Below are 24,166 nucleotides of genomic sequence, written 5' to 3' on the forward strand. Positions count from 1 at the left end.
TCATTAGTCCCCACCTAATGACTATCGCTTTATCTGTCCTGCTTCAACACAGAGAATTTGGGAAGAATCTAGCCACTGAGCATCAAAGGAACCTAAGTGAGTTGTAGTAATCAGAGTCTGAAAGCGGTCTTGAATGGCATCTAGGAGTTGATTTTGACGATTCAGGTCTAGTTCAGCCAAAACGTCATCAAGTAGCAACAGGGGCGGTTCACCAACGACTTCTTCAATTAACTTTAGCTCTGCTAGTTTTAGGGCTAATACTAGCGTTCGCTGCTGACCTTGGGAGCCATAAACTCTTGCTGGTGTCTGGTTGATGGTAAATTCAATTTCGTCTCGGTGAGGGCCGACGAGAGTTGTACCTTGGTGCTGTTCGGCGATGCGACGCTGCTGGATTTTTTCTAAAAATGCCTGCTGCACGGCTTCGGGGTCGTCCTTCTCTAAACTGATATTGGGAGCATATTTCAATTCCAGCACCTCTGACCTACCGCTAATGCTAGAGTGCCAAGTTTGAGCTAGAGGAGCTAATCGGGTCAGGACTCTGGCACGTCGGCGCGTGACGCGGGAACCAGTTGTTACCAATTGGGCATCCCATAACGCTAGTTCTGAAGAGTTTTGAGTGTTGGCTGTTGAGTTGTGAGTTGAAGATTCGGACTCTTTTCTGAAAGCCTTGAGTAGGGCGTTGCGTTGCCGTAAAACTTGGTTATATTGCTGCAAAATGTGAGCGTAGACAGGTTCAAGCTGAGTCAGAATGGAATCTACCCAGTTGCGACGCATCTCTGGCGAACCTCGTACCAGATCCAAGTCTAGACTGGAGAACTGGACAGCGTTGAGTACGCCGAGAAAGTCGAGTTGGCGGCGTAAGGTTTCGGAGTTGAGGGATACGGTGCGCCGCGCTTGAGTGCGTAGGGTTAAAGCTAGATCGACTGTCCCGTTGGCGCGTTCTAGGGTAGCGGCGATTTTACCTTCCGCTGTTCCTTCGCAAACGAGATCGCGATCGCGCACGGCTCGATGGCTCTTTAATGTTGCTAATAACTCCACCGCCTCCAGAAGATTAGATTTCCCTTGAGCGTTATTCCCCACCAAAATTGTCTTGGGTGCGTCGAAATCGACTAAGCACTCTCGGTAGTTGCGAAAGGAACGGAGGTGAAGGCTTTTGAGGTACATAAATAATGGAAGGATTGCTAATGGCTAATTGCTAGTTGTTTATCAGCAATTAGCCATCAGCTATCATTGTCTGCTTTTGTACCAACGAATAAACAGCTTTTCCAGTTCCACCCAAACAAACATTAAAGAACTGAACCCAATGCAAATACCCAGTTCTTGCAGAGATAGTGGTGTCGTACCAAAGAAATCTTGCAGGAATGGGACGTAGAGCAGCATCAGCTGTAACGCCGTGGTGATACTCACAGCCCATAGCAAATAAGGGTTAGAGAAGGGGTTTAACTCTATTGTCAGCCTAGTGTTGGAACGAACTGCGAGTGCGTGTCCCATCTGAGCAAGACATAAAGTCGTAAACACCATCGTCTTCCAATCATCGCGAAAGTAGCGGTATGCCACTACCATCAAAGCAATGGAGATAATTGCAAAGATAATCCCTATCCGGATCATGTAAGACCCCAGCCCCCGCGCAAAAATACTCTCGCGAGGATTCATGGGAGGACGGCGCATCACGTCTGGTTCTGCGGGTTCTACGGCTAAGGCGAGAGCTGGTAAACCATCGGTGACGAGGTTCATCCAGAGAATCTGCAATGGCGAGAGGGGAACGCCTCCCAAGCCCAGTAGGGGTGCAGCTGCAATGGTTAACACTTCACCAATGTTGCTACCCAGAATGTATTTGATAAAGCGGCGAATATTGCTATAAACTGTCCGCCCTTCTTCTGTGGCGGCGACGATGGTGGCGAAGTTGTCGTCCAGTAGTACCATGTCGCTTGCTTCTTTACTGACATCGGTGCCTGTGATGCCCATTGCGATGCCAATATCAGCTTGTTTGAGGGCTGGGGCATCGTTAACGCCGTCACCAGTCATGGCGACGAATCTGCCGCGACGCTGGAGGGATTGGACAATGCGTAGTTTGTGTTCTGGGGCAACGCGGGCGTAGATGTTAACGTCGTCAACTTGTTGATCTAGTTCTTCTGGGCTAAACTTTTGCAACTGTTGACCTGTGAGGACGCGATCTCCTACTTGTGCTATTCCCAAATCTTGAGCGATCGCTTGCGCTGTCAGCTGGTGGTCGCCAGTAATCATCATTGCGCGGATGCCTGCTTGTTTACATTTGGCTACCGCATCCCGCACTTCTGGACGGGGAGCATCCAGCATTCCCACCAAACCCAGCCACACTAATTTTTGTTCCTCTGTTTCTTCTGACCCTTCCGGAGGAACGTTGTCCATAGGTTTGTAGGAAAAGCCCAGCACCCGCAAGCCAACGGATGCCATTTGGTTATTTTGCTCCAGAATCTGAGTGCGTTGCTCATCCCTCAGAGGCTCCTTCTTGTCGCCGATCTGAATATGAGTACAACGCTCCAGTATTAACTCTGGCGAACCCTTGGTAAACATTAAGTAAGGTGACTCGGAGTTCCCCTGTCCTTTGTCCCCTGCTCGACAAATTACGCTCATCCGCTTGCGTTCGGAGGAGAAGGGAAACTCTCTGAGGCGGGGCATCTGCCGCAAGACAGGTTCTTTATCGACGCCTCCCTTGCCGGCAAGGACAATCAGCGCTCCTTCGGTGGGGTCGCCCAGAATCGTCCATTGGTCTTTCTCGTGCTGCAACATGGCATCATTACAAAGCACGCAACCAAGCATCAAGGTTTGCAGATCCGGATACTGTTCTACCGCTACCTGTTGATCGCCTAGATAAAATTCCCCGGTGGGGATATAACCTTGGCCAGCGACGCGGAAACTTTGGGAACCAGTTTCTACCCGTTGCACGACCATTTTATTTTGGGTGAGGGTGCCAGTTTTATCTGAGCAAATAGTCGTGACTGAACCTAGAGTTTCTACGGCTGGGAGTTTGCGAATTAGGGCGTGACGGCGCACCATCCGCTGCGTTCCCAGTGCCAAAGTTACGGTGATTACAGCTGGCAAGCCTTCTGGCACCACAGCCACAGCCATCGACAGGGAAACTTCTACGAGTTCTTGCAAGACACCCCAATCCCAACGTCCCAAGCTGAAGCGGCTTTGAATCATGCCACCTATGATCACTATGGCAACTAAGATCAGAGAACCACTCACCAGCACGTTACCCAACTGGGTCATCCGTTGTTGTAAGGGGGTGTCTTCGCTTTCGACGGATTGCAACATATCGGCAATTTTGCCGAGTTCCGTCTTCATTCCGGTTCCAGTGACGATTACTTTGCCTCGTCCCTGGACAACTTCGGTTCCCTGAAAGACTAAGTTAATGCGATCGCCTAAAGATGTTTCATCGCTCAAATGCACTGATGCTTGTTTGTTCACCGCGTGAGCTTCGCCAGTGAGCGCTGATTCCCGTATTTGCAGATTTGCCTCTTCAATCAGCCGCCCGTCTGCGGAAATCTGCACCCCAGCTTCTACTAGCATAATGTCCCCCGGCACCAGCGCCTTGCCTTCCACTTCTGCTTGTCTGCCGTCGCGAATTATTCGCACTTTTGGGGAAGACAGCTTCTTCAAGGCTGCTAGAGCTTTCTCGGCACGGCTTTCCTGAAGATAGCCCAATATGCCGTTGAGAACTACAATCAACAAAATGGCAATTGTATCTTTGAAGGGGATTTCGCCTGCGGCTAACTTTCCGCTTCGTAAATCTACCAGGTCTAAAATCCCAGAAATCAGCGCCACTAGGATCAGCATCAACAACATGATGTTTTTGAACTGATCGAGCAAGATTTCCCAGGAACTCCTCCCGGCAGTTTCCTGTAGCTCATTAGGGCCGTACTGCTGCAACCGTTCTTGAGCTTCTACGGTGGTTAGACCAGATTCTGCGTCGCTAGAGAGCAGTTCCAGCGTTTTTTCAACTTCTAAGGTGTGCCAGGGTCTTGCCTGGTCGGGATTTGAATTTGAAGGGATAGATGGAGTCACGGGAAATGTGCTTTAAGACCTACTAGCTCTCAATCATAGGGCGTAAACCTGGTGATTGGATGCTACTTTAACTATGCACTATGAGTTAGCCAGGTACAAAAATCGATAAAGCTTGAGGAATCAGACGGAATTTTGCTGGTGTATAAGTGGTGATTTCTCCATCAGTATTGATTGGGCGACGCTTATGGGTGTATACCTCTATTTCCTGACTTTGAAGAGTCCGCACGCCAGGTAAGTCTGCCTGTTGCCCTTGCTTCATTGCTGGTAACAAGGGGATTATTTCCCATGCGTGTTCAATTTCCAAGCTGTACAAATCCAGCCGCTGGTCGTTGATTGCTGCATCTTCAGCTATTTTCATGCCACCGCCATAATATTGCCCGTTACCTACAGCAATTTGGACGGTTTTTACCTTAATTGATTCGCCATTGCTGCGGATTTCTGCCAAAAAAGGACGCGATCGCCCAACTACTCGGATTGCTGTTACTGCGTATGCCAGAACTCCCCAGCGTTGCTTGATTTCTTTGGTCAGTTGCTTGGTAATTTGTACGCTTAAGCCTAAACTTGCAACATTAAAGAAGTGTTTACCATTGACCCAGCCTAAGTCAATTCGTTGTTGTTTCCCATTTGCAATCACCTGGCAAGCTTCATCTAAAGCTTGAGGAATTGCTAGGGTTCGCGCTAGGTCGTTAGCTGTTCCCAACGGCAAGATCCCCAAGGGGAGTTGCGTGTCAACTATACCGTCTACTGCTGCATTCAGGGTGCCATCGCCGCCACCGACGATCACTAAATCTACGCGATCGCTCCATCGTCGGATAATGTCTGGCAGTTGTTTGGGCTTTTCTGTAGACTCTTCTTGCAAATCAAAGCCTAGTTCTTGCAATTTGCTAAAAGCTTGAGATAAAGCCTCTTTTCCGCGCCGTGCGTGGCGATTAACCAGCAACAATGCTCGCCGATTCATGCCTAGTTTTCCATTAAGAGGTAATAATCTTCACAAAATTATTGAAAGAATAAATCTACCTATAGTTAACTCCTTGGCTGATAATTCTTCTAAAGATACCGCTTTAGCACTTCGGCGGTAGCTTCTCCAGTTTTTGCCCAACTAAATTGGCTGGCTCTGGAGAGACTAGCATCAGATAGACGCGATCGCAATCCTGAATCCGTCGCTATTGCCTGCATCGCGTCAGCGATTTCTCCAACATTGTAAGGATTTACTAAAATTGCCGCATCGCCAGCAACTTCTGGCAACGATGAGATATTCGAGGTAATTACCGGGGTACCGCAAGCCATTGCTTCCAAGACTGGTAAGCCGAAACCTTCCCAGAGACTAGGAAAAACGAGCGCGATCGCTTGATTAATTAGCGTCGGCAACTGGGCAGAAGGAACGTATTCTAAGAATTTTACCCGATTTTTCAGCCCCAGCCGTTCCACTTGCTCCATTAAAATCGGCGTATAACGCTTATCCGCAGATCCAGCCAACCACAACTCGCGATCGCCACAATTAGATAAAGTAGCAAAAGCCTCAATCAGCCGAGCCAGATTTTTGTAAGGATCGTAACGCCCTATATAAAGAAAATAATTGCTGGTTGGTAAATCAAGATAGCGAAAATGATTCGCATTATACGCTAAAAGAATTGGCGTAATTTTATCCTCTGGAATTTTATAAAAATTCGTAATATCCTGAGCAGTAGCCCTAGAGTTACAAATAATATGCTGTGCCTGCCCTAAAACTTGCGGAATGTAGTAACGAAAGTAAAGTCCCAGTGGAGAACCTCGCTTAGGAAAGCGCACCGGAATCAAATCATGAACCATCACCACAGAACGACACCCAGAAAATAATGGCGCTTCTGGAAGCGGCGAAAACAGCAGACTAGAATTAAATTTTTTGTAAATACGTGGCAACTGTAACTGCGTCCACAAAATCCGATTTAAATGCCCTTTCGTCCCTTGTTCCGGAGTTAAATTCGGCGGTACCGGATAGCAGCTATAGTTACTCTTCCATACTCCCTCCTGGTTCCCAGTCCCAACCTGGGAACTAACTAAGGTAGGCTCAAACTCGCCATTATTAAGAATATTATCAGCTATTAATAAAGTCGGATTAAGATGCTGTAAATGAGGAAAAATATTATTAGCATAAGTAGCTATCCCAGTCGGCTGAGAAAAAAGAAAAGAGAGATTAATCAGCAATTGATTTGACAAATAATTCTCCATTTGTAGGCTGGGTTGAGCAACAAGACCCAACAAAGGCTTAAATTATACCATTTTACTTTATGCCTGTAACCGCTCCTTCTGTTGACCCCTTTCAAAGCGGGTTGAAGGGATTCAAAATGTGGCATTACTCATAATAAGTTGGTAGATTGGGTAGAGCGTTAGCGAAGCCCAACAAAACCATGATAAAGTCTAAATTGGTAGCTTTCTCTTTGTAACTTAAAACAATAACTTATACGCTTTCAATGTTTCCCTAGCAGTTCTTTCCCAAGAAAACATTTTAGCTCTTTCCTTACCCTTTTTAATTAATTCCTGACGAAACTGAGAATCACTAATTACCTGTAATATTGCCTCCGCTAACCCAATTGCATCGTTAGGATCAACCAACAACGCCGCATCGCCCACCACCTCCGGCAGTGAAGACGTATTTGAAGTAATAACCGGAGTCCCTAACGTCATTGCTTCCAATACAGGCAAACCAAAACCCTCGTAGTGGGAAGGATATACAAAAACATCAGCCTTAGAGTAAAACAAAGCCACCATTTCATCAGATAAATAGTCTAAGTGATGAATTTCGCTTTTAAAAGCAGAACTTTCAATCTTGGCAAATATTGGCTCGTAATGCCATCCCTTTTGACCCACTAAAACCAATTGATGCTCTATTTTATACTTTTGCTTTAAATAATTAAAAGCTGCAATTAAATTAGTAATATTTTTCCTGGGCTCAATCGTACTTACAAATAATAGATAAGGCTTGGAAAAATCATAATTATTCTCGTTAACATCACGCTGGGAACGCACTTGGGAAGCTACTTCCTCCCCTTTAGCGATAATGTTTTCACGTAACAAATCCGACAAATATTTTGGATAGTAACGACTAGCCAAAGGAGTGACATATACGCGATTTGGGTCTACTTCCAAATATTCAACTATATCTCTCTTAGAACTTTCTGAGATAGTTATAACTAAATCAGTCCACTTTAAACATTGTCGGACACGGTTGCCATATTCTTTTACAACTGAGTTTATATATTGTGGATACTTAATAAACGTCAGATCGTAAAGAGTCATTACTTTTTTACTTCTTTTACATGGATATACAAAATAATTTGTTCCATGAATTATATTTGGATAATTGAGAGAAGGTTCAAAATAAGATTGAAATATTTTTGGAGATGCTAAAAATAAAGGGTTAGAAATTCTTACAGGCAAAGGCATTACGTAAAGGTTGGAATACTGGGTCAGCAGTTTAGGACAGGATAAGTTGCCACGCAGCCAATTTTTCATGCCCGGCTGGTAAACAATCCCTAGTTGAAAGTGAATGTTACCCTGATTTTGTAGCAGATAAAGGTAACGAATTAGATTCGCGACATAAAGACCAACTCCGCTTGGTTTAGGCTGTACAGGAGTAGCGTCAATTACAACTTTTAGCATCCAGTATTGGTGAGTTTTTTCAGGTCATGCTCAACCATTAATTCAACCAATTGCTCTAAGGAATACTGAGGTTTCCAATCTAGCTGAGTTTTAATTTTTTCAATGGAACCAACTAACTGCACTGACTCATCAGGTCTATAAAAGGCGGGATCTACAGATACATAATCTTGCCAATTCAATCCGACACAATTAAAAGCACATTCCACTAAATCTTTAACAGAATGGGTTTCACCACTAGCAATAATGTAATCATCAGGTTTCTCTTGCTGTAACATCAACCACATAGCATATACCGCATCTTTGGCATAGCACCAGTCTCGACGAGCTTCTAAGTTGCCTAGTTTCAGTTCTTTTGCCAAACCAAGTTTAATCATCGCAGCTGTGCTGGTGATTTTGCGAAACACGAATTCTGTCCCGCGCCGGGGAGATTCGTGGGTGTAGGTGATGCCGCAGCAGGTGTAGAGATTATACTGTTGCCTATAGTTAATAGTCATCCAATGGGCGTAAGCTTTGGCGACACCGTAAGGGTTGCGGGGGCGAAAAGCGGTGCGTTCGGTTTGGGGGGATTCGTCTGGTTGACCAAAAACTTCACTGCTGGAAGCTTGATAAAATTTGGCATTTTTTTTGCAGCGACGGATAGATTCTAAAAGTCGAGAAACGCCAAGAGCCGTATATTCAGCTGTGAGGGCTGGCTGTGTCCAAGATAGGGGAACGTAGCTTTGGGAGGCGAGGTTATAGATTTCATCTGGTTGAGATTCACTAATAACATCCATTAAGGAAGATTGATCCAAAAGGTCGCCAGAGAGGATTTGGACTTCGCCAGAGAGGTGACTGATGCGGTCAAGGTTGCCAGAACTGGAGCGACGAACTAAACCAAATACCTCATAACCTTTTTCTAGGAGAAGTTCGGCTAAGTAGGAACCATCTTGTCCCGTTAAACCTGTAATTAATGCTTTTTTTATCGCCATGTTTTGAATGACCAGTGGGAGTTGAGAAAAAAGTTACTCAGCGGAATCATAATGACTGCAATTGTTTGACCAATTACATACCACAGATGAAAAACGTTAACGGTAAGGAACATAATACCTGTATTTAAGCATAAGCCAATCAAGGAAACAGCTGTGTAACGAGGAAGGGCAATTATATGTTTACTACTAGAGCTAAATGTCCACCTGTAGTTAAGATAGTAAGAAATTATAACTGTAACTATAAATCCAATAGTAGTACCGACTATAGGGGAAAAATGCAAAACTTCAACTAAAAAACCGAGGATACTAAGGTGTGTAAAAGTACCAATAAGCCCGACAAGAGCATATTTGATAAATTTTTTTGGTAATTTTTGCATGTGTCTAGCTTCTCTCAATTTTCTCAGCTATAAGGTAACGGGGGCGCCGCTTAACTTCTTCATATATTTTGGCTATATATTCACCAATAATACCCAGGCTTATCATCAGCAAGCTACCAATAATTAATAATAAAATAATTACGGTTGCAAAACCGCTTACAGCTTGACCAGTAAACTTTAGAAAAATGGTCTGTATTCCAATAACTATTGCAAAAAACAAAAATACAACTCCGGAAAATGTGACAAAGTGTAATGGGAGAGAGGAAAAAGCTGTTACTCCAGTAATTGCTAGTTTAACTAATTTGAAGATAGACCACCCCGATTTACCGCCTACACGTTCGGGAACTTCAAAGGGAATTTGCACTCGTCGAAACCCTAGCCAAGCTGTCATCCCGCGAAAGAAAAGATTGCGTTCTCCCATTTGCAGCCAGGAATTTACGACTTTGCGATCGAGAAGTTTATAGTCGGATGCACCGCTGAGGTTGTAACCAGATAAGTTTTTTAATAGAGTATAAAAAAGATGAGAACCTATTTTTCCAAGTAGAGATTCTTTTCCACGAACAATTTTTACTGCTTCTACTATTTCTACATTAGTTTCATTCCATATCCGCGCCATCTTGGGAATCAAACTTGGTGGGTGTTGCAAGTCTCCATCCATCACAATTATGGCTTCACCGTTGGCGGCTTCTAAGCCAGCACAGAGAGCATACTCTTTCCCGAAATTTCGGCTCAAACGCAATGCGGTTAACATGGGGTAATCTGAAGATAATTCTCGGATTACTTCCCAAGTATTATCTGGCGAACCATCATCTACTAAAATTAACTCATATAAACCGTGCAAAGGTTCTAGTTCTTGGGAGATTACCCCTAAAACTAAACTGAGATGCGAACCTTCACGATATAGAGGAATCACAATAGAGTATGTAGGATTCCTATTCATGAGCCTAAATTACCGGGATAAGTTCCATAGAGAGCTAAAGTGGTTGCGGGCATCCACAAATTATATTTATTTAGGGATGATGGTAGTGTAACATTTAGCTTAGATGCAATTAGGGGTAAGGGGAAAGCATGAGGGTAAGGTAAAGTTTTAATGTTTTTTAATCCTATCCGCTTCATTAAAACGGACAAAGATTTTTTATCAAAGTAAAGTATATGCTCTGGTATTTTAAATGAGGGCCAGCGATCGCGCATAATATATCGCCAGAAACTACCCATATTTGGAGTAGCTATAACCATTTTCCCACCCGGCTTTAAATGTGTAGCAAGTTCTTCCAGAAATAGCTGCGGTTGATAAACGTGTTCTATGACTTGGGTAGCGATAATACAATCAAAATTTCTGTCTGGGGGAACTCGATCAACTCCTCCTTGATAAACCAATTCTGCTCTAGTTTTGGCTTTTTCAACTGCTTGGGGAGAAAAGTCAGTTCCAACCCTGAAGTTAAAGAAATGTTTCGCTTCGTCTAGTAAATAGCCATAACCGCAGCCTACTTCTAGCAACGAACCGCCTGTTATCTCGTGCTTCTTCATATTTATCATCAAGCGGCGAAAGGTGGCGCGTAAGGCTGGTTCTTGTTCAGCGTAGCTTTGATAACCAGCTTCTTCCCCTTCAAAATAATCATTTTTGCTATATAGATCGAGCATTGCTGCTTCAGTTGGGCGCGGATATAAGTAATAAAAGTTACATGAAGCGCAGCGCACCACTTGATAGGTATGAAAGTTAGGGTAGGCTTTGCGCTTGCGATCGCTTCCACACAACGGACAAGCTGTATATTCTAATTCCATATCTCTATTCATTCAATAAAAGCTTTTGTTTTGGCTGAAACTTAAAGTAGAGGTAGCCGAGTAAAACTAAAGATGCTGTACTAATTCCTGCACCAATATGAAAGCTCATTGGCTTAAATTCAAACTTTAGGGTATGAGTACCTACCGGGACTTGTACCCCTCGCAGAACAAAGTTGGTTTTGTATATATGACTTGGCTTTCGATCTATTGAGACTTTCCAGCCGGGGTAATAAATATCGCTGAGAACTAGAAAAGAAGGCGATAAGGAGCTTGTTTGAACTACTACTTGAGTGTCAGACAAATTTACAATTTTTGCGGTAGCCGAACTATCTACGTTATCTGCTTTGAAATCCAATTTTTCTTCTACAAGAGCTACTTGTGATGGGTTATAGGAGCGTCCATCAGGTAGTTGGGAATTTTTAATCGCATGAAGCACCTCTTCCCGGTTTCCACGCACAACCTCTGGGACAAGCCATGCCCGTGGCATTGCTTTAAGATTCTCGTATACGCTAGTTTGATTAATATCTTCAATATGAACCCAGTGTTCAGATATTACATCAGAAACTTTAGCTGGGTAGTATTTATTTTTATCATTTATAAGGCTAATCTTTTGAATATTAATTGCGCCTGATGTTCCTAACCACTCAAGCTCTACATTTTTAACATTACTCAGTTTATCTAAAGATAAAATGCTTAAATATCTATGCCCGTCACATTTTGGAGAAGCATCTCTCGGAAAACTTTGAAAAATTGGCGCTCGATTGTGCTTCATGAAAGGAAGTACATCGCTACAGTCATAAGCCCATTCTGAGGTGTCGCGTCCTGCAAGAAGATTCTGAGTGGTAACGCTTCCTTTGTTGTCTGTGAGACGGACACGCAGAACTTCTGCATTATTAGATAGATCGTAAGAACACGCCAATGAACTCACAATTCCTATAGCAGTTGTAGCCTGTTGAGGGGGAACGTTGAATTTTACGGAATTGGGATACTTAGTTGCACAACCAGAACCCAAGGATATAGGCAAATCTTCCTTATTCCAAGATACTCCTTGATTCTCAGTTATAGTTGACGGTTTTGCTGGTGTAAAGAGATAGCGAATAGACATGATATCTAAAGTGCGATCGCTTGGTGTAGACAATAATTTTGCTGGATCTTCCGCTCCCCAGATATCCCCTGCTGGTCCCATTGGGAATAACACGCTAACTCTAGACAAAATCAGGGGACCATAACCGCTAGCACTAGGAACGCCCCACAATCTGGACATATTGGGCGGTATTTCATCCAAACTAGCTACTCCACCCCGAATAGGTAGCATCCGCTGTTGGTTGGCATTGAGAATTTCTTTATACTTTTGGGTGTCAGCAGTTGGTGTTAGCAAATCTTGGCTTGGTGCTGCATATTGCCATTCATAAAACCAACCGAAGCTTCCCAGGTCAATCACTAGAATTAATAGCAGCAATATTATTCGAGGCTTAGATGTTGTCAATCGACTCCAGTAGATAAGGAGCATGGATGCGATCGCAAAAACTAATAAAGGTATACCAATAGAGGGATTAAACCAGGGAAGTAAATTTATTTCCCCACCCCCAGCATTAATTACTTTGGCTTTAATCTGATTAAAAAAGACAAAAATACTAATCGAGCTAAGTATCATCAACCCTGCGCTTGCTGACACTAATTTCAAGATTAATCGCTTTAAAGCTATTTGCTGTTGTATAGCGGCAATGCCCAATCCTGCTAATACGCTGACAGCTAAAGAAACCTCAATAAAATGACGTGCTGGTACGCGAAATTTGTTGTAAGCAGGAATATAATACATTAAATTAGCCAGTGGCGTGGCACCGCCAAAGGTAAGAAGCAGCGCCAACAAGCCAGCAAAAAACCAAAATTGTGCTATCCCTTTATGACGATAAGATAAAAATCCGATAATTGCTAATATAACTGGAAGTAACCCAATATATCCAGTTATTTCGGTTAAATTCCACTCTCCAAAGTAATAAGGAAGTTTGTACAACCAATTAGGATAATAATGACCAAACAAGTAAGGAAATATAAGTTGAATAATTTGATTTAAAGGTAAAGAATAGGTTATAAACTCTTCAAAAGTCATCTCTGACCTAGCGCTAAGCTTAGATAGCTCAATAGTGGGAATCAGTTGAATAGCTGCTAATGCCAAGCCTAAGACTAAAAAACCTAAAAAGATTTTGTAATATTTCCATCTCCCAATAGGAGCTGACCAACCCATAATTAAAGCATAGACCGCACTTAGCCCGGTGGAATATACAAAGATTTGCGGGTGTCCGGCAAAAATACTAAAAGCAACTGCACCAACCCCAATGGCAAACCAGCGGACATCAAAGTTATGACGTAACTTTTCCAATGCCCAAATTATCAACGGCATCCATACTGCTGTATGGATCATCGTAGTATGGCCCAAATGCGCCATCATAAAGCCACTCATGCCGTAGATGATGCCACTTACGAAAGCTGCTAGACGCGATCGCGTAATTGTGTAGACATAGCCATAGGAAAAACAACTTGACAGCACATAAGCTGAGATAACAAAACTATTCCATGAACCGGGGATAACAGACAAAATTAAAGATAACGGATAACAAGATTGCACTGTAGGATCTGCTAGAGCGGGAAAACCTGATAACAACAGATTCGTCCACAAGGTTCGCGGGGTGTAAAAAGCTGGTACGCTCTGAACAATTCCATCCGCAGGTGCTAGTAATCCTTTTGAGAAAAATACAGGAGAGAAAAACAGAGTATAGAAAATAGAGAATATTATAAATACTGAAAACAAATGAATTAATACTGAATATTTTTTACTGCTTTCCTCAAATATTTTGGTTTTTAAAATTTTTTTCATAAAATAATATTTTAGGGAAAACTTACTTTTTGGCAACAATTACAATAGTATTTCGTAATAATGGATGATTATCTCCAAGTGCAGCAACTACTTTGTAAGCATAGTCTCCTGTCCCGGAACGCCAGTTACAGTAGCTATTTATTCCGTACATTTGGATATTTGTGAAACCTGCTTTTTCGACAACATCGTACACTTCTTTTGGTGTATATTCGCGGTTGTGCCTGTCCAGGCTACCATAGAATATCTCAGGCGACCAAAAAATATTTACTTCATTAAGTAAAGCATATATATTAGAAATATTGCATAAATTTGGCGTGGACAGCACCAGCATTCCATCCGGTTTTAACACTCTTCTCAAGTCTGACAATACTTCTAGCGGATTCTTGATGGCGATATGTTCTAAAACTTCCGCGAAGTAAACTGCATCAAAAGTATTGTCAGCATATGGAAGTGGAGCTTGTTCAAAATCATGCTCTATCACGCCTAACTTTTGTACCCACTCTAAAGAGGGATAAGTGCTGCGCCACTCTTCATTTAAGTTAACGCCAACGACTTCCATACCTAGCAAATTCAAGCCAATACCTACATGACCAGGTGCAGAACCTACATCTAGAACTTTTGACTTAGTTGGTAGTGCCATAGCAGCAGCCCAATAATGAAGGTATCTAGGGGTTGATGCCTTGAAATAGCCTCCATGATCGTTACTAGCAACTAATTTTTCTACTTTATTTAATAAGTTTTGAGCATCTTTGAGATGTGTGAGAATTTCAATTGGGGCATTTACTGAAAATAAATTGCTAAATTTAGCCTGACCAAGAAGTTGCTGTGCAAAGGCAACGTCATCTATCTCATCTTTGATTTCAGGGTTTTTCCAAAGTAGCTTTAAAGCATACTTAATGTTTTTTAAGTTAACCATTTAACGTTTTCCGTCTCCTAATAAAGACAAGTAGAAATTATCAAGAATTACATTGTACTTCTTGGTTCCTCTGATAAAATTTTCTTGGAATTCGGGAGTTCTTGAGTAATGAGACTCCCTTAAAAAGAGAGTTCGATAACGGCTGGGATGTTTTTTGAGAAGGAGAGCATCTTTTTCAAAAAATTTACCTCGTTCTGCAAAGCTTTCTCGCGTTTCAGTCCGCAGATGAGGGGGATGAAAAACCTGCACGTCATGGGCAAAAGGAATTTTACCGTATTCGCAAGCTCTCCAACCAAGGTCAGTATCTTCACGAAAATGAGGATGATCGAAAGACTCATCAAAACCGTCAATAGCCATAAATACTTCCCGTCTGAGAAACAAGTTGGCTGTCATAAAACCGAGTCCTTCAAAGTTAAGATTTGTTACATGACGAAAATTTTTATCTTCAAGCTTGTCTGAACTAATCAACCCTTCGATGCCGATTATTTGCAAGTCATTAAAGTATCTTATACTATTTTCTAGCCAATCAGAGTTTGGTTGGCAGTCATCATCTGTAAAGGCTAATATTTCTCCTTTAGCATAAAATGCAGCTGTATTTCGAGCAATAACAGCTCCTTTAATATCTGTATGAATATAAAGAATATCCAGATTGGAATATTTTTGCCCTTGCTCCCACGATTTCTTACTTTGATCTACTATGATAATTTCAAAATCTTGACAATGTTGATTTTCCAAACAGGAAAGCAACTCTTCTAAATGCTTATGCCTTTCGTAAGTAGGGATAATTACACTGAATAATGGACGCTTTTTATCTAGCTTTGCTCTCGCTCTATGAAGCAAAAATCCCAAATCTTTAGAAATTTTCTGCCAAGAGTATTTTTTCTCTACTAAATCTCTTGCTGATTTAGCAAGACTCTTTGCATATTCTTTATCTTTAAGTACGTCTTGGATACCGCCAATAAACTCTTCTTGGTTGCAGATATGAATGGCTGTTTCTGAGCCTTGTAATATTCCTCTAGCTCCGGTAGGAGTCGATACTACAGGTAACCCAGCCGCCATGTAATCAAACATTTTGATGTTTGTGCCTGATCCCGAAAACATGGGGTTGATGGCTAGATCGGCGGCACCTAAGTAGGTAAGCTTTTTATCTTCTGGCAAAAATCCTGTTAATAAAATATTAGATGTTTTCTGGTTAGCCAGTAGAGACTGATTTAGCGTATCGCCAACACCACCACAAATGGCAAACTTTACATCAGGAAGTGCAGGAGCTAAATTTTCAATTATAAATTTTGCTGCTTCAATGTTGGGTGGATAGGAACTTGCCATAAAAATGACGAGAGGATTATTTTCTATATCCAGTTTTTTTCTAGCGGCTTGTCGTAAATTATCATTGGTCTTTTGAATGCGATTAGTGAATACTCCATTAGGAGTAATGGCAATTTTGCTAAAGGGAATATTATATAATTTATTAAATAATTTTCTATCTTCAGATGAACAAGCAAGGATTAAATCAGATATGTGGCAAAGCTCATACTCTATGCTGGCTACATTTTTAGCAATATCTGTGCCAAATTTACCGTCGTCTAATAAGCTTGTTCTAAGTAAGCCTTCTACGTTTTGGGAATCATAAACAACGAGCTGGGGACGCGATCGCAATAAATCTTTGACTAGTGGATATACCCAAGGATGAGAAAAAATTACAATGTCCGATAAGGCTACTCTATTTCTAGCTTCCTCAACAAATTCAGGTGAATAGTGAGCAAGTAAGTTAAAGCAAGAATCTATAATAGTTTTTCCGCCTACACGCTGCTGCCATTCAGCACAAACCGAAAAGTGCTTGTTACTTAGAGGAATATCTATCTCTTCCAAAGTATCGCTTAAGCGATGCTTGCGATACTTTTCGCCTTGCCAGTCATAGGAGCCTATATAGGTAGTTGGGAGATGATTACTTAATCCATGATACAGCCCCAGCAGCCTAATTCTTCCGCCTCCAATTGGAGGATCGATAGGCTGCATATCCAGAACAGTAACTTGGAAGGTTTTATACTGACTCACTTGGTTGTCATTCTCCCTTGCAAAACGCTCAAAAGCTTTTGAGATATATTTGACCAGTTAATATGATTGATTTCAAGCTTGCCCCTTTTGCCCATGTTTATCGCTTGATCTGGATTTTCCACAAGGTTATTGATAGCTTTAGCAATTTCTTTAGGTTTCGGCGGTACAACGAAACCGTTAACACCTTTTTTCACAAAGTGTAATGGTTCTCCGGAATCATTACAGGTGATCACTGGTTTTGCATGACCAAAAGCTTCTAAAGTAATGTAACCATAATCTTCTCGAATTGGAACAAATGGCACGGCTAAAGCATTCGCATACAGTTTGAGTAATTCCTCATCTGAAACTTTACCTAAAAATTCTATACGTTCATCATTGCCAGCAAGTTCGCGTAATTCTTTTTCGGCTTCGCCCGTCCCCGCAATTTTGAGATGAATAGAGTGTTTAACGTGACGCATCGCTTCAATTACTAGGTTTACACGTTTCCAACGATGCAATCTTCCCGGCATAAAGAGATATTCGTAATTGCCAAAACTAAAATTAGGCAAAAGTAGAGCGGGGTGCAATACCTCACTTTCGACACCGTTCCATCTAAGAAGTCTTTTACTTACTTCATTGCCAATAGAAAATACTTTTTTAGTTCTAGGCGGTTTTAACGCTCCCGTGTCTAACTTTTGAATTAGTTCTCTTTGTTTCTTTAAAGTTTTGTTAGCATCAGGAAATTCTTGATCAAACATATCATAGAAAACTCGGATTGTATGAACTAAATAACAAATATGATTAGGATGACGTACTAAATAGGTAGGCGATTTGGTAGAAATAATGCCATCATAGTGAGACAAGTCTAAGTCGTAGCAGCGCAGGTATGACTCTTGTATGGTTTCAAAACTTGTCTCATCATTTACAACTTCTACCAGTTCTGCTTGGGTATTAGAAGTCTGAAGGGAAGTTACAAGCCCTTTAAAAAAGCGTTCAGCCCCTCCAACTTCGCCGCTAATCATTCGCGGTACTACAACTGCAATTTTATAATTATCCATGCTTATAACCAGTCACAGCATAGTCCTGCGCTCCATAAAAATATTCGTTAAAGCGCTCAGCTATAGCAGAACCTTTAAGTTTTATTTCTTCTGTATAAGGGTGAAGGTTTATGATTTTGACGTTATATAAACCCCGCCATTCTGCTAAAAATTGAACCATGTTACTTGGCAAAGGATTCCGATGGGTAGGATCTGTATAAAATGTATTGCTACCTACCAATACGTTATCAGGATTGGGGGTTTCAAAAATTGTTATTCCTCCTGGTTGAAGCACTCTTATTGTTTCATCAAATAATTTTATCAGCACTTCAAAGGGCAAATGCTCAATAATATGAAATCCCACTACTGCACCTAAGCTCGCATCTGGTAAAGAGCGCAAGTAAGCAATGACATCTGATTGGGTTACGTCAAGTCCTCTGGATTGACATTCCTCTATCATTACTCTATTGATATCTATGCCTTTTGCTATATATCCGGATTCGCGTAGCAATTCTAGCCATTCGCCGCGTCCGCAACCTACATCTAATATGGGTGAGCTTCCAGTACCAATCTTTGCTTCTTCAATTAAGGGAAGGTAAACTTTTAATCTGTTATTAATATCCTCACGACTGCCGCGAAAATTATCTTCAAATGCGACGTAGAAGGCATCTAATAAATGCCGCTCTTCAAGAATGAAACTTTGCAGTTGGTCTTGATTAAATGGTTCTGGTAAACGTTGTCTTGCTTCTTCTAAAAACAAGGTGATGAGGCGCTTTTGTTGGGTTAGATCATTTTTCAGATAATGGTCGTTTTTGAGGTAACGCTCGTCTACGGCAATTAGTTGTTGTTCGTTGGTGTGGAGGCGATCGCTTACCTGATGCACTCCTTGCTCCGTGGCGCTGAGACGATCGCTCAACTGATGCACTCCTTGCTCGGTAGAACTTACGCGATCGCTAATGGCCTTCTCCGTGGCGCTGAGACGATCGCTCAACTGATGCACTCCTTGCTCGGTAGAACTTACGCGATCGCTCAACTGATGCACTCCTTGCTCGGTAGAACTTACGCGATCGCTCAACTGATGCACTCCTTGCTCCGTGGAACTTACACGATCGCTTATTGTGTTGAGCTGTGTCTGTATTAAATTTACCTGTTCGCTTAGATGCCGATTTAATGCTAGAGATTCTCTTAATGCTTGAATTAAAGAAAAATTAACAGCACGTTGCTCTTTAAGCAAAAAATTATATATTTTAAGAGTAATTTTCTTAAATAGATTAAATGGAAACCGATCTAACTTCTCAGGCCAATGATTACGAACTTGAGACTTAAATTCAGCATTATTAAGTAAAGCCTCTATATTGCTAGTATCTATTCCTCCTTTTGCTGTATCCAGACGAATTGATGCCGTTTTCTCTGAATTAGAAATATTCTTTCGCTGGTTTACCTCTTCCCGAATTCTTTGCATTAGTTCATCTATATCTATCTCAAAATTTTCACTGGCTTCTATCATCTATTTCCCTCCCTTTATTTTTAATATTATTTAATGGTTTTTAACTTCAAATATTAATCGTTTCTTGAATCTTAAATTTTACATCCGCATCCATATCTATGAGTCCATCGCACATACTGGAATTATTTACTTCAAACACTACTAACTCATCAATCCAATCATAACTTAAGCCTTCTTCAGAATGAATGCCCACCGTTACTGTGTAGGTTCCTCTATTTAAATGGCAAGGCATTTGAAAAATCACCGTCAGCTCTTGATTTAAGTCTAGTTTAGGAAATACAACATTTTTCAACTTAGTGTTAGTTCCATAAACCACTACTCCTAACAAGTTTCTTAACGAAATCCCCACTACTAGGTCGGATAGTTCTGCTTGTATTTCTAGCAAAACTACAATATTAAAAACACTGCCAGTTTCTAACTTAGTTTTTATATACCTGTTATCAGCATTAGTAATCTTTACATCCTTAATAACAGCAAGTTTATTTCCGTGCCGATGTAGGGCGCTATTTTGCTCTTCGCCAACGAAATTAGTAGTGCTGGTGGCTTCAACATTTACCTCCTGAGCATCAACCCCAGTAGGTTGCGAACTCAAAAGAGCAATATATCGATTTACTATTTCCTTGGGATTTCCTACCTCTAAAATTCTGCCATGATTCATCAGAGCGGTACGCTGACATAGCATTTTAACACTTGAACAATCATGGGAAACAAAAAGGATTGTTACTCCTTGCTCCTTCAACTGCCTAATCCGCTTCATACACCGAGCTTGAAACTTGGCATCGCCTACAGCCAGCGCTTCATCTACAATTAAAATTTTTGGTTCAGTGTTGGCAACAATGGCAAATGCTAAGCGTACTGCCATGCCACTAGAATAAGTTTTTACGGGCTGATCGATAAAGTCTCCAATCTCAGCAAAAGCGGTAATATCATCAAATTTATCGACAATTTCTTTCTGACTCAATCCTAATATTTGCCCGTTAAAAAATACGTTTTGCCGCCCAGTGAACTCTGGATTAAACCCACTACCGAGTTCTAGTAATGCCGAAACTCGACCACTTACACAGACCTGACCCGTTGTTGGCGTCAAGGTTCCAGCAATAATTTGCAGTAGCGTACTTTTTCCAGAACCATTCTGCCCGATAATTCCCAGAGTTTCACCGCTGTTTATCTCCAGGCTGATATCTCGCAACGCCCAAAACTCTTGGGCGTAACTCTTCCCAGGCAACAAAATTTCTTTTAGACGATCTACTGGTCGCTCGTAGCGCTTGTAACACTTCGAGACATTATGCAAAGAAATAGCAATTTCACTCATCACACCGTTGCTGTTGTCGCAATACTAGAGTACATCAGCAAAGGCAGGCCGTAACCGCCGATACACCCATAACCCGAAAAGAAACGTCAAAACTGAGACTGCTGTAACGACTCCCCACTCTCCCCAGTGCTTTACCTCTCCGACTAAAATTAAATCTCTGTAAACTTCTGCGATCGCTGCCAGGGGATTCAACCAAAATACCCAACCTCGCCACTCTTGGGGAATCACCGATGCTGGATAGACAAGCGGTGTTAAATAAAACCAAAGGTTTACTATAACTGCCAGTGTCTGCGGCACATCTCGCAAAAATATAGTCAACCCTGCGGCCAAATAACCCAGTCCCGCTGTCAACAATAGCTGGGGCAACCAAACCAGCGGCAGCAACCATAATGTAGGGTGTATCGTATTGGATGATACCGCCACCAAAACAATCAACGCCATTAAGCCGAAGGTACTCTCAATGAACGTCGATAGCACTGGCACTAGAGGTAATAAAGCTAGGGGAAATACTACCTTTTTCACCAAATTAGGCTGCGTCACAACTGAATAAGCTGCCTGTGTAAATCCACTGGTAAAGGCAATCCAGGGAAGCAATCCAGCAAACAACCACATCCCATAAATCAAGTTATTTGCTGGCAGCCCCTTCAAACTCAGCTTCACCTGTAAGACAATGGAAAACACATAGGTGTAAATGAGCAACTGCGACAGCTGATTCAAGAGAGGCCACAGGTTGCCCAATATTGATCCCTTGTATCGCGCCTCCAAGTCGCGTTGCACCAATGCTTTGAGTAAATCAAGCTTTGTCCGCCACTGTTCATTCACTGGTAGCCAATAAACTATATTTCCCACTCTGCGTACAGCCGTCTTAATGGACTTTAACAACCCTTACTCCCTCATCTACAGCCGACTTACAGAAGCGCTTTTTTTTTTAGTCGGTAGTCCAACATCAAAGTTCCCGTTCCCGTAAATTCCGCCTCCAATTCATCTGGTCATCTGCTAAATTTATGATTTTATAACAATTTTGCGTAAACACAAGCCATTCAAAATTATTTCAGCCCTGCCAGAAGGCAAAGCGCTGAAGCTCTAACGCTGTTAAATACAAAAAAAGTGCAGGAGAGGAGAAGTGATTAGACACAAAGAGCTGTGGCAAAGGTTGGTTATTAGCTTTTGCTTGGGAATTATTATTATTTTTCATCTTTTGGTTCCAGTCAATCCAGATGGTACTCTTCCTGCTATACCAGAACTTGCGGGGATTGCGCTTCTGGGTGGGATTCTCTGTTTTACCTTCAGTTGGGGAAGAAATCTTCAGGTGTCAGGTTGGTCTTTCCGACCAAGTGAGGTTGGTGTATTCAGCTTTCTATGGTTAACTGTGTTGTGCCTAACGGGAACACGCGCTTTTATATCCTTATTTAAAACTCCCGGTCAGCTTTGGACACCATGCCTGATTATTCCTAATATAAATACTCGCATTGAATGTTTTTTTCAGGCAACTACCTATCAAAATTATGGGGTTAGAACATTTTTTATGCTCCTAACTGCGGTGATGATGGGAACCCTTGCCTGTTTAATTGTCCGCAGTGTTTTACATGGTTGGAAGTTATTATTAGGTTTAGTTGTTTTTGGACCACTTCTTGTCACGCTTACGGGCTTTTTCTGCCTTTTAGTGGGAATTGAGCAAGTTTTACCAAAAAGCCTTCTTTATAATGCTTGGGGTTCTCATAGGCTAACGCAAATATTTGGAAATCCTGGCTGGGTTTGGCCTTATTTTGCGCCGGGAATCGCTATTGTTTTATGGGCAACAGTCACAGCATCGACTAGAACAAGTCGGATTCTTTGGGCGGGGATATCTTTTATATTAATTCTAGGTGTTTTTGCCACACAACAAGCTGGGGCACTTCTACTTTGTTTTATTTACATTACCGTGTGTGGCTTCTATTACATTAGCTTTGGATTGAAAAAAAATAGCATAGTTAATCAAGTAAAACGTGCAAGCTTACCGCTTTTTATTGCTAGTATTCTCCTCGTAATATTTAGTAATCAAAAGCTTTTGCAGCAAATTGCTAAATTGGTAGGGTATGAATGGGATACCGAAGCTATATCTCCTGAGACGACACGGCTGGAAATTTGGAAAGCAGCGTGGAATATCTTTAAAGAAGCACCACTCTTTGGGCATGGATATGCAAGTTGGCTACAAATAATTTCCGAGTACGGTTGGAGAAATAATCGACCAGATGTTGTATTTGATACTGTTCATAACTTATTTTTTCAAATATTAGTGGAATTTGGGTTACTGCACACTGTAATTATTTTTTCTCTCTTAGGACTAATCGCGTTTACTGCATTTCAAAACTCTCGATTTTTACCCGGTGGTAGGTTACTTTTTCTTTTAGCCGTGAGTTCCTTTTTTGTACCAACCCTGGTGCAAGAAATTAACTACATCCGCCCTACTTACTATATTCATGCTATCTTTTGGGGGGCTTTAGTTGGTCTACCGTTTCATGCAGACCATAGTTCAAAGTCAAACTCGGTGGATCCACAGTATCAATTACTACCGTCTAAAATGCGATCGCTAGGGGCGCGATTTATTCCGGCGATCGCATTCGCGCTACTATCTGGTGTTTCCCTTCTAGGAATTCTCTTTTGTTATTTAACCTTTAGTTTCGGAGGATATCAGTTTGAGGCAGCTTTGACGGCACCAAATACAAAAATCATGCGCTGGTTGGGGCCAAATACGACATTGGCAACTTTCGCAACGGCAGAGAACAAATCATACTCCGTGTACGATGTCAATCCCAGACAGAAGCCAATGACTGTTAATCTTGGTAAGGCTAAAGATTTCAGCATCACAGTGGAAGGAACGGATCGGCTGGAACTGGCGCTAGAGAACGGGGGACAGAATTTACCTCGCAAACACAATTTATCTTTTTTTCCAGTCGCTGGGGATGGAACGCGCTGGATCGGAGTACAGGTTGCTTACCCGCCAGTGCAATCAAATCTTGGCATTGCTTGGTCGAGAAATATGTATGGTTGGGAGACGTTTGGTAACGCTAAGGGGCGATGGTGTGGACAGAATTGTGTTTTTTTGGTAAAAACTTGTTCCAGAAGGGATCGCTTAGATTTTTCCATACTTGCACCCCGACCCGTCGATGGGAAAATTCCACCGTCTACTTTGCACATTTCGGTTTATGGGTTTAGCGAAGAAACTCAGTTTTCCCAAAAACTTTTCTCACATTTGCCCATTCCGCTTCTAGACTTGCGCGAACAATTTGATAAAATTGGCACATCAAAGCTGATTCATGTGCAAGGAACCCCAAAAACCTCCTGGTATCTGGTTTGGGTAGAGTCTGATTCAATTTTCAACCCAAAATCTTTGGGAATTTCTCCAGACGATCGAAATTTGACAGCCATCGTACAGGAAGCATCTTGCCCGAAATGAAGCTGACTAGGAACTCCGGTAGTATTTTTTTTCTTTGTTCCTAATCCTCACATTTTGCACCAGTCACTATGAGCAACGCAATCCTGCCCTGAACTAAAGTTTGAGGCTGATAGTAAGCAGTCACAGGAGTTACGCAGTTGGTGAGAGGGACAACCAAGGAGCAGCTAAGTAAGATCGCACCGCCTCACGAACAATGCTGAGTTTAGACTCGTAGCAACTGATGCCCGTGTTGAACC

The 24,166-nt window shown here is 42.0% G+C and carries 17 protein-coding genes and 1 pseudogene; 1 reads left to right on the forward strand and 17 read right to left on the reverse strand.

What is annotated here, in order from left to right; all coding sequences use genetic code 11:
- Positions 1 to 21: 21 nt before the first annotated feature.
- The 16 genes from recF to H6F63_RS12980 all read right to left on the reverse strand — a co-directional run bounded on the left by recF (position 22) and on the right by H6F63_RS12980 (position 21,364).
- Positions 22 to 1,164 (reverse strand): DNA replication/repair protein RecF, encoded by a 1,143-nt coding sequence (gene recF / locus H6F63_RS12905; RefSeq protein WP_190447955.1) that lies wholly within the window; start codon positions 1,162 to 1,164, stop codon positions 22 to 24.
- Positions 1,165 to 1,227: 63 nt separating this feature from the next.
- The gene (locus H6F63_RS12910; protein ID WP_190637934.1) at positions 1,228 to 4,035 is read right to left on the reverse strand and encodes an HAD-IC family P-type ATPase; all 2,808 of its coding nucleotides are present in this window, start codon (positions 4,033 to 4,035) and stop codon (positions 1,228 to 1,230) included.
- A 97-nt stretch (positions 4,036 to 4,132) separates the two neighbouring features.
- Complete coding sequence (locus H6F63_RS12915; protein ID WP_190637896.1) at positions 4,133 to 5,005, reverse strand: lipid kinase; 873 nt, start codon at positions 5,003 to 5,005, stop codon at positions 4,133 to 4,135.
- 89 nt (positions 5,006 to 5,094) lie between these two features.
- The gene (locus tag H6F63_RS12920) at positions 5,095 to 6,243 is read right to left on the reverse strand and encodes a glycosyltransferase family 1 protein (protein WP_347276792.1); all 1,149 of its coding nucleotides are present in this window, start codon (positions 6,241 to 6,243) and stop codon (positions 5,095 to 5,097) included.
- A gap of 228 nt (positions 6,244 to 6,471) precedes the next feature.
- On the reverse strand, positions 6,472 to 7,686 hold the full coding sequence (locus H6F63_RS12925) for a glycosyltransferase family 1 protein (protein WP_190637900.1): 1,215 nt from the start codon (positions 7,684 to 7,686) through the stop codon (positions 6,472 to 6,474).
- Positions 7,680 to 8,654 (reverse strand): GDP-mannose 4,6-dehydratase, encoded by a 975-nt coding sequence (locus H6F63_RS12930; RefSeq protein ID WP_190637902.1) that lies wholly within the window; start codon positions 8,652 to 8,654, stop codon positions 7,680 to 7,682. The genes H6F63_RS12925 and H6F63_RS12930 overlap by 7 nt, the downstream gene beginning before the upstream one ends.
- Positions 8,645 to 9,031: a GtrA family protein gene (locus tag H6F63_RS30975; protein ID WP_190637904.1), complete on the reverse strand. Its 387-nt coding sequence runs from the start codon at positions 9,029 to 9,031 to the stop codon at positions 8,645 to 8,647. Before H6F63_RS30975 ends, H6F63_RS12930 begins: the two co-directional genes overlap by 10 nt.
- A gap of 4 nt (positions 9,032 to 9,035) precedes the next feature.
- Positions 9,036 to 9,971, reverse strand: a complete 936-nt coding sequence (locus H6F63_RS12940) for a glycosyltransferase family 2 protein (protein ID WP_190637905.1) — start codon at positions 9,969 to 9,971, stop codon at positions 9,036 to 9,038.
- Positions 9,968 to 10,813: a class I SAM-dependent methyltransferase gene (locus H6F63_RS12945; protein WP_190637906.1), complete on the reverse strand. Its 846-nt coding sequence runs from the start codon at positions 10,811 to 10,813 to the stop codon at positions 9,968 to 9,970. The genes H6F63_RS12940 and H6F63_RS12945 overlap by 4 nt, the downstream gene beginning before the upstream one ends.
- A 4-nt stretch (positions 10,814 to 10,817) precedes the next feature.
- Entirely contained in the window at positions 10,818 to 13,439 is a 2,622-nt protein-coding gene (locus H6F63_RS30980) for a YfhO family protein (RefSeq protein WP_199297987.1), read from the reverse strand.
- A 271-nt stretch (positions 13,440 to 13,710) separates the two neighbouring features.
- Positions 13,711 to 14,604, reverse strand: coding sequence for a class I SAM-dependent methyltransferase (locus H6F63_RS12955; protein ID WP_190637908.1), 894 nt, complete (start codon positions 14,602 to 14,604; stop codon positions 13,711 to 13,713).
- On the reverse strand, positions 14,605 to 16,659 hold the full coding sequence (locus H6F63_RS30025; RefSeq protein WP_190637909.1) for a glycosyltransferase: 2,055 nt from the start codon (positions 16,657 to 16,659) through the stop codon (positions 14,605 to 14,607).
- A complete protein-coding gene (locus tag H6F63_RS12965) occupies positions 16,656 to 17,696 on the reverse strand; it encodes a glycosyltransferase family 4 protein (RefSeq protein WP_190637911.1) in 1,041 nt (346 codons plus the stop codon). The genes H6F63_RS30025 and H6F63_RS12965 overlap by 4 nt, the downstream gene beginning before the upstream one ends.
- Positions 17,689 to 19,182, reverse strand: a complete 1,494-nt coding sequence (locus H6F63_RS12970; protein WP_190637913.1) for a class I SAM-dependent methyltransferase — start codon at positions 19,180 to 19,182, stop codon at positions 17,689 to 17,691. The genes H6F63_RS12965 and H6F63_RS12970 overlap by 8 nt, the downstream gene beginning before the upstream one ends.
- 46 nt (positions 19,183 to 19,228) lie before the next feature.
- Entirely contained in the window at positions 19,229 to 20,497 is a 1,269-nt protein-coding gene (locus H6F63_RS12975; RefSeq protein WP_190637915.1) for a Wzt carbohydrate-binding domain-containing protein, read from the reverse strand.
- A gap of 21 nt (positions 20,498 to 20,518) precedes the next feature.
- Entirely contained in the window at positions 20,519 to 21,364 is an 846-nt protein-coding gene (locus H6F63_RS12980) for an ABC transporter permease (RefSeq protein ID WP_190637936.1), read from the reverse strand.
- A gap of 253 nt (positions 21,365 to 21,617) precedes the next feature.
- Here H6F63_RS12980 and H6F63_RS12985 point away from each other — a divergent pair, with 253 nt between their 5' ends.
- A complete protein-coding gene (locus H6F63_RS12985) occupies positions 21,618 to 23,930 on the forward strand; it encodes an O-antigen ligase family protein (protein WP_190637917.1) in 2,313 nt (770 codons plus the stop codon).
- A 129-nt stretch (positions 23,931 to 24,059) separates the two neighbouring features.
- On the opposite strand, the pseudogene H6F63_RS30985 reads toward H6F63_RS12985, so the two are convergent.
- Positions 24,060 to 24,166, reverse strand: a pseudogene (locus tag H6F63_RS30985) (IS701 family transposase); the annotation flags it as partial.

Source organism: Trichocoleus sp. FACHB-40 (assembly GCF_014695915.1).
Taxonomy (GTDB): domain Bacteria; phylum Cyanobacteriota; class Cyanobacteriia; order Cyanobacteriales; family FACHB-T130; genus Funiculus; species Funiculus sociatus.

Coding starts and splice junctions, on each gene's coding strand:
- H6F63_RS12945 (WP_190637906.1), bottom strand. CDS start 10,813: ATGGAATTAGAATATACAGCTTGTCCGTTGTGTGGAAGCGATCGCAAG.
- H6F63_RS30975 (WP_190637904.1), bottom strand. CDS start 9,031: ATGCAAAAATTACCAAAAAAATTTATCAAATATGCTCTTGTCGGGCTT.
- H6F63_RS12970 (WP_190637913.1), bottom strand. CDS start 19,182: ATGATAGAAGCCAGTGAAAATTTTGAGATAGATATAGATGAACTAATG.
- H6F63_RS12930 (WP_190637902.1), bottom strand. CDS start 8,654: ATGGCGATAAAAAAAGCATTAATTACAGGTTTAACGGGACAAGATGGT.
- H6F63_RS12925 (WP_190637900.1), bottom strand. CDS start 7,686: ATGCTAAAAGTTGTAATTGACGCTACTCCTGTACAGCCTAAACCAAGC.
- H6F63_RS12915 (WP_190637896.1), bottom strand. CDS start 5,005: ATGAATCGGCGAGCATTGTTGCTGGTTAATCGCCACGCACGGCGCGGA.
- recF (WP_190447955.1), bottom strand. CDS start 1,164: ATGTACCTCAAAAGCCTTCACCTCCGTTCCTTTCGCAACTACCGAGAG.
- H6F63_RS12955 (WP_190637908.1), bottom strand. CDS start 14,604: ATGGTTAACTTAAAAAACATTAAGTATGCTTTAAAGCTACTTTGGAAA.
- H6F63_RS12965 (WP_190637911.1), bottom strand. CDS start 17,696: ATGGATAATTATAAAATTGCAGTTGTAGTACCGCGAATGATTAGCGGC.
- H6F63_RS12940 (WP_190637905.1), bottom strand. CDS start 9,971: ATGAATAGGAATCCTACATACTCTATTGTGATTCCTCTATATCGTGAA.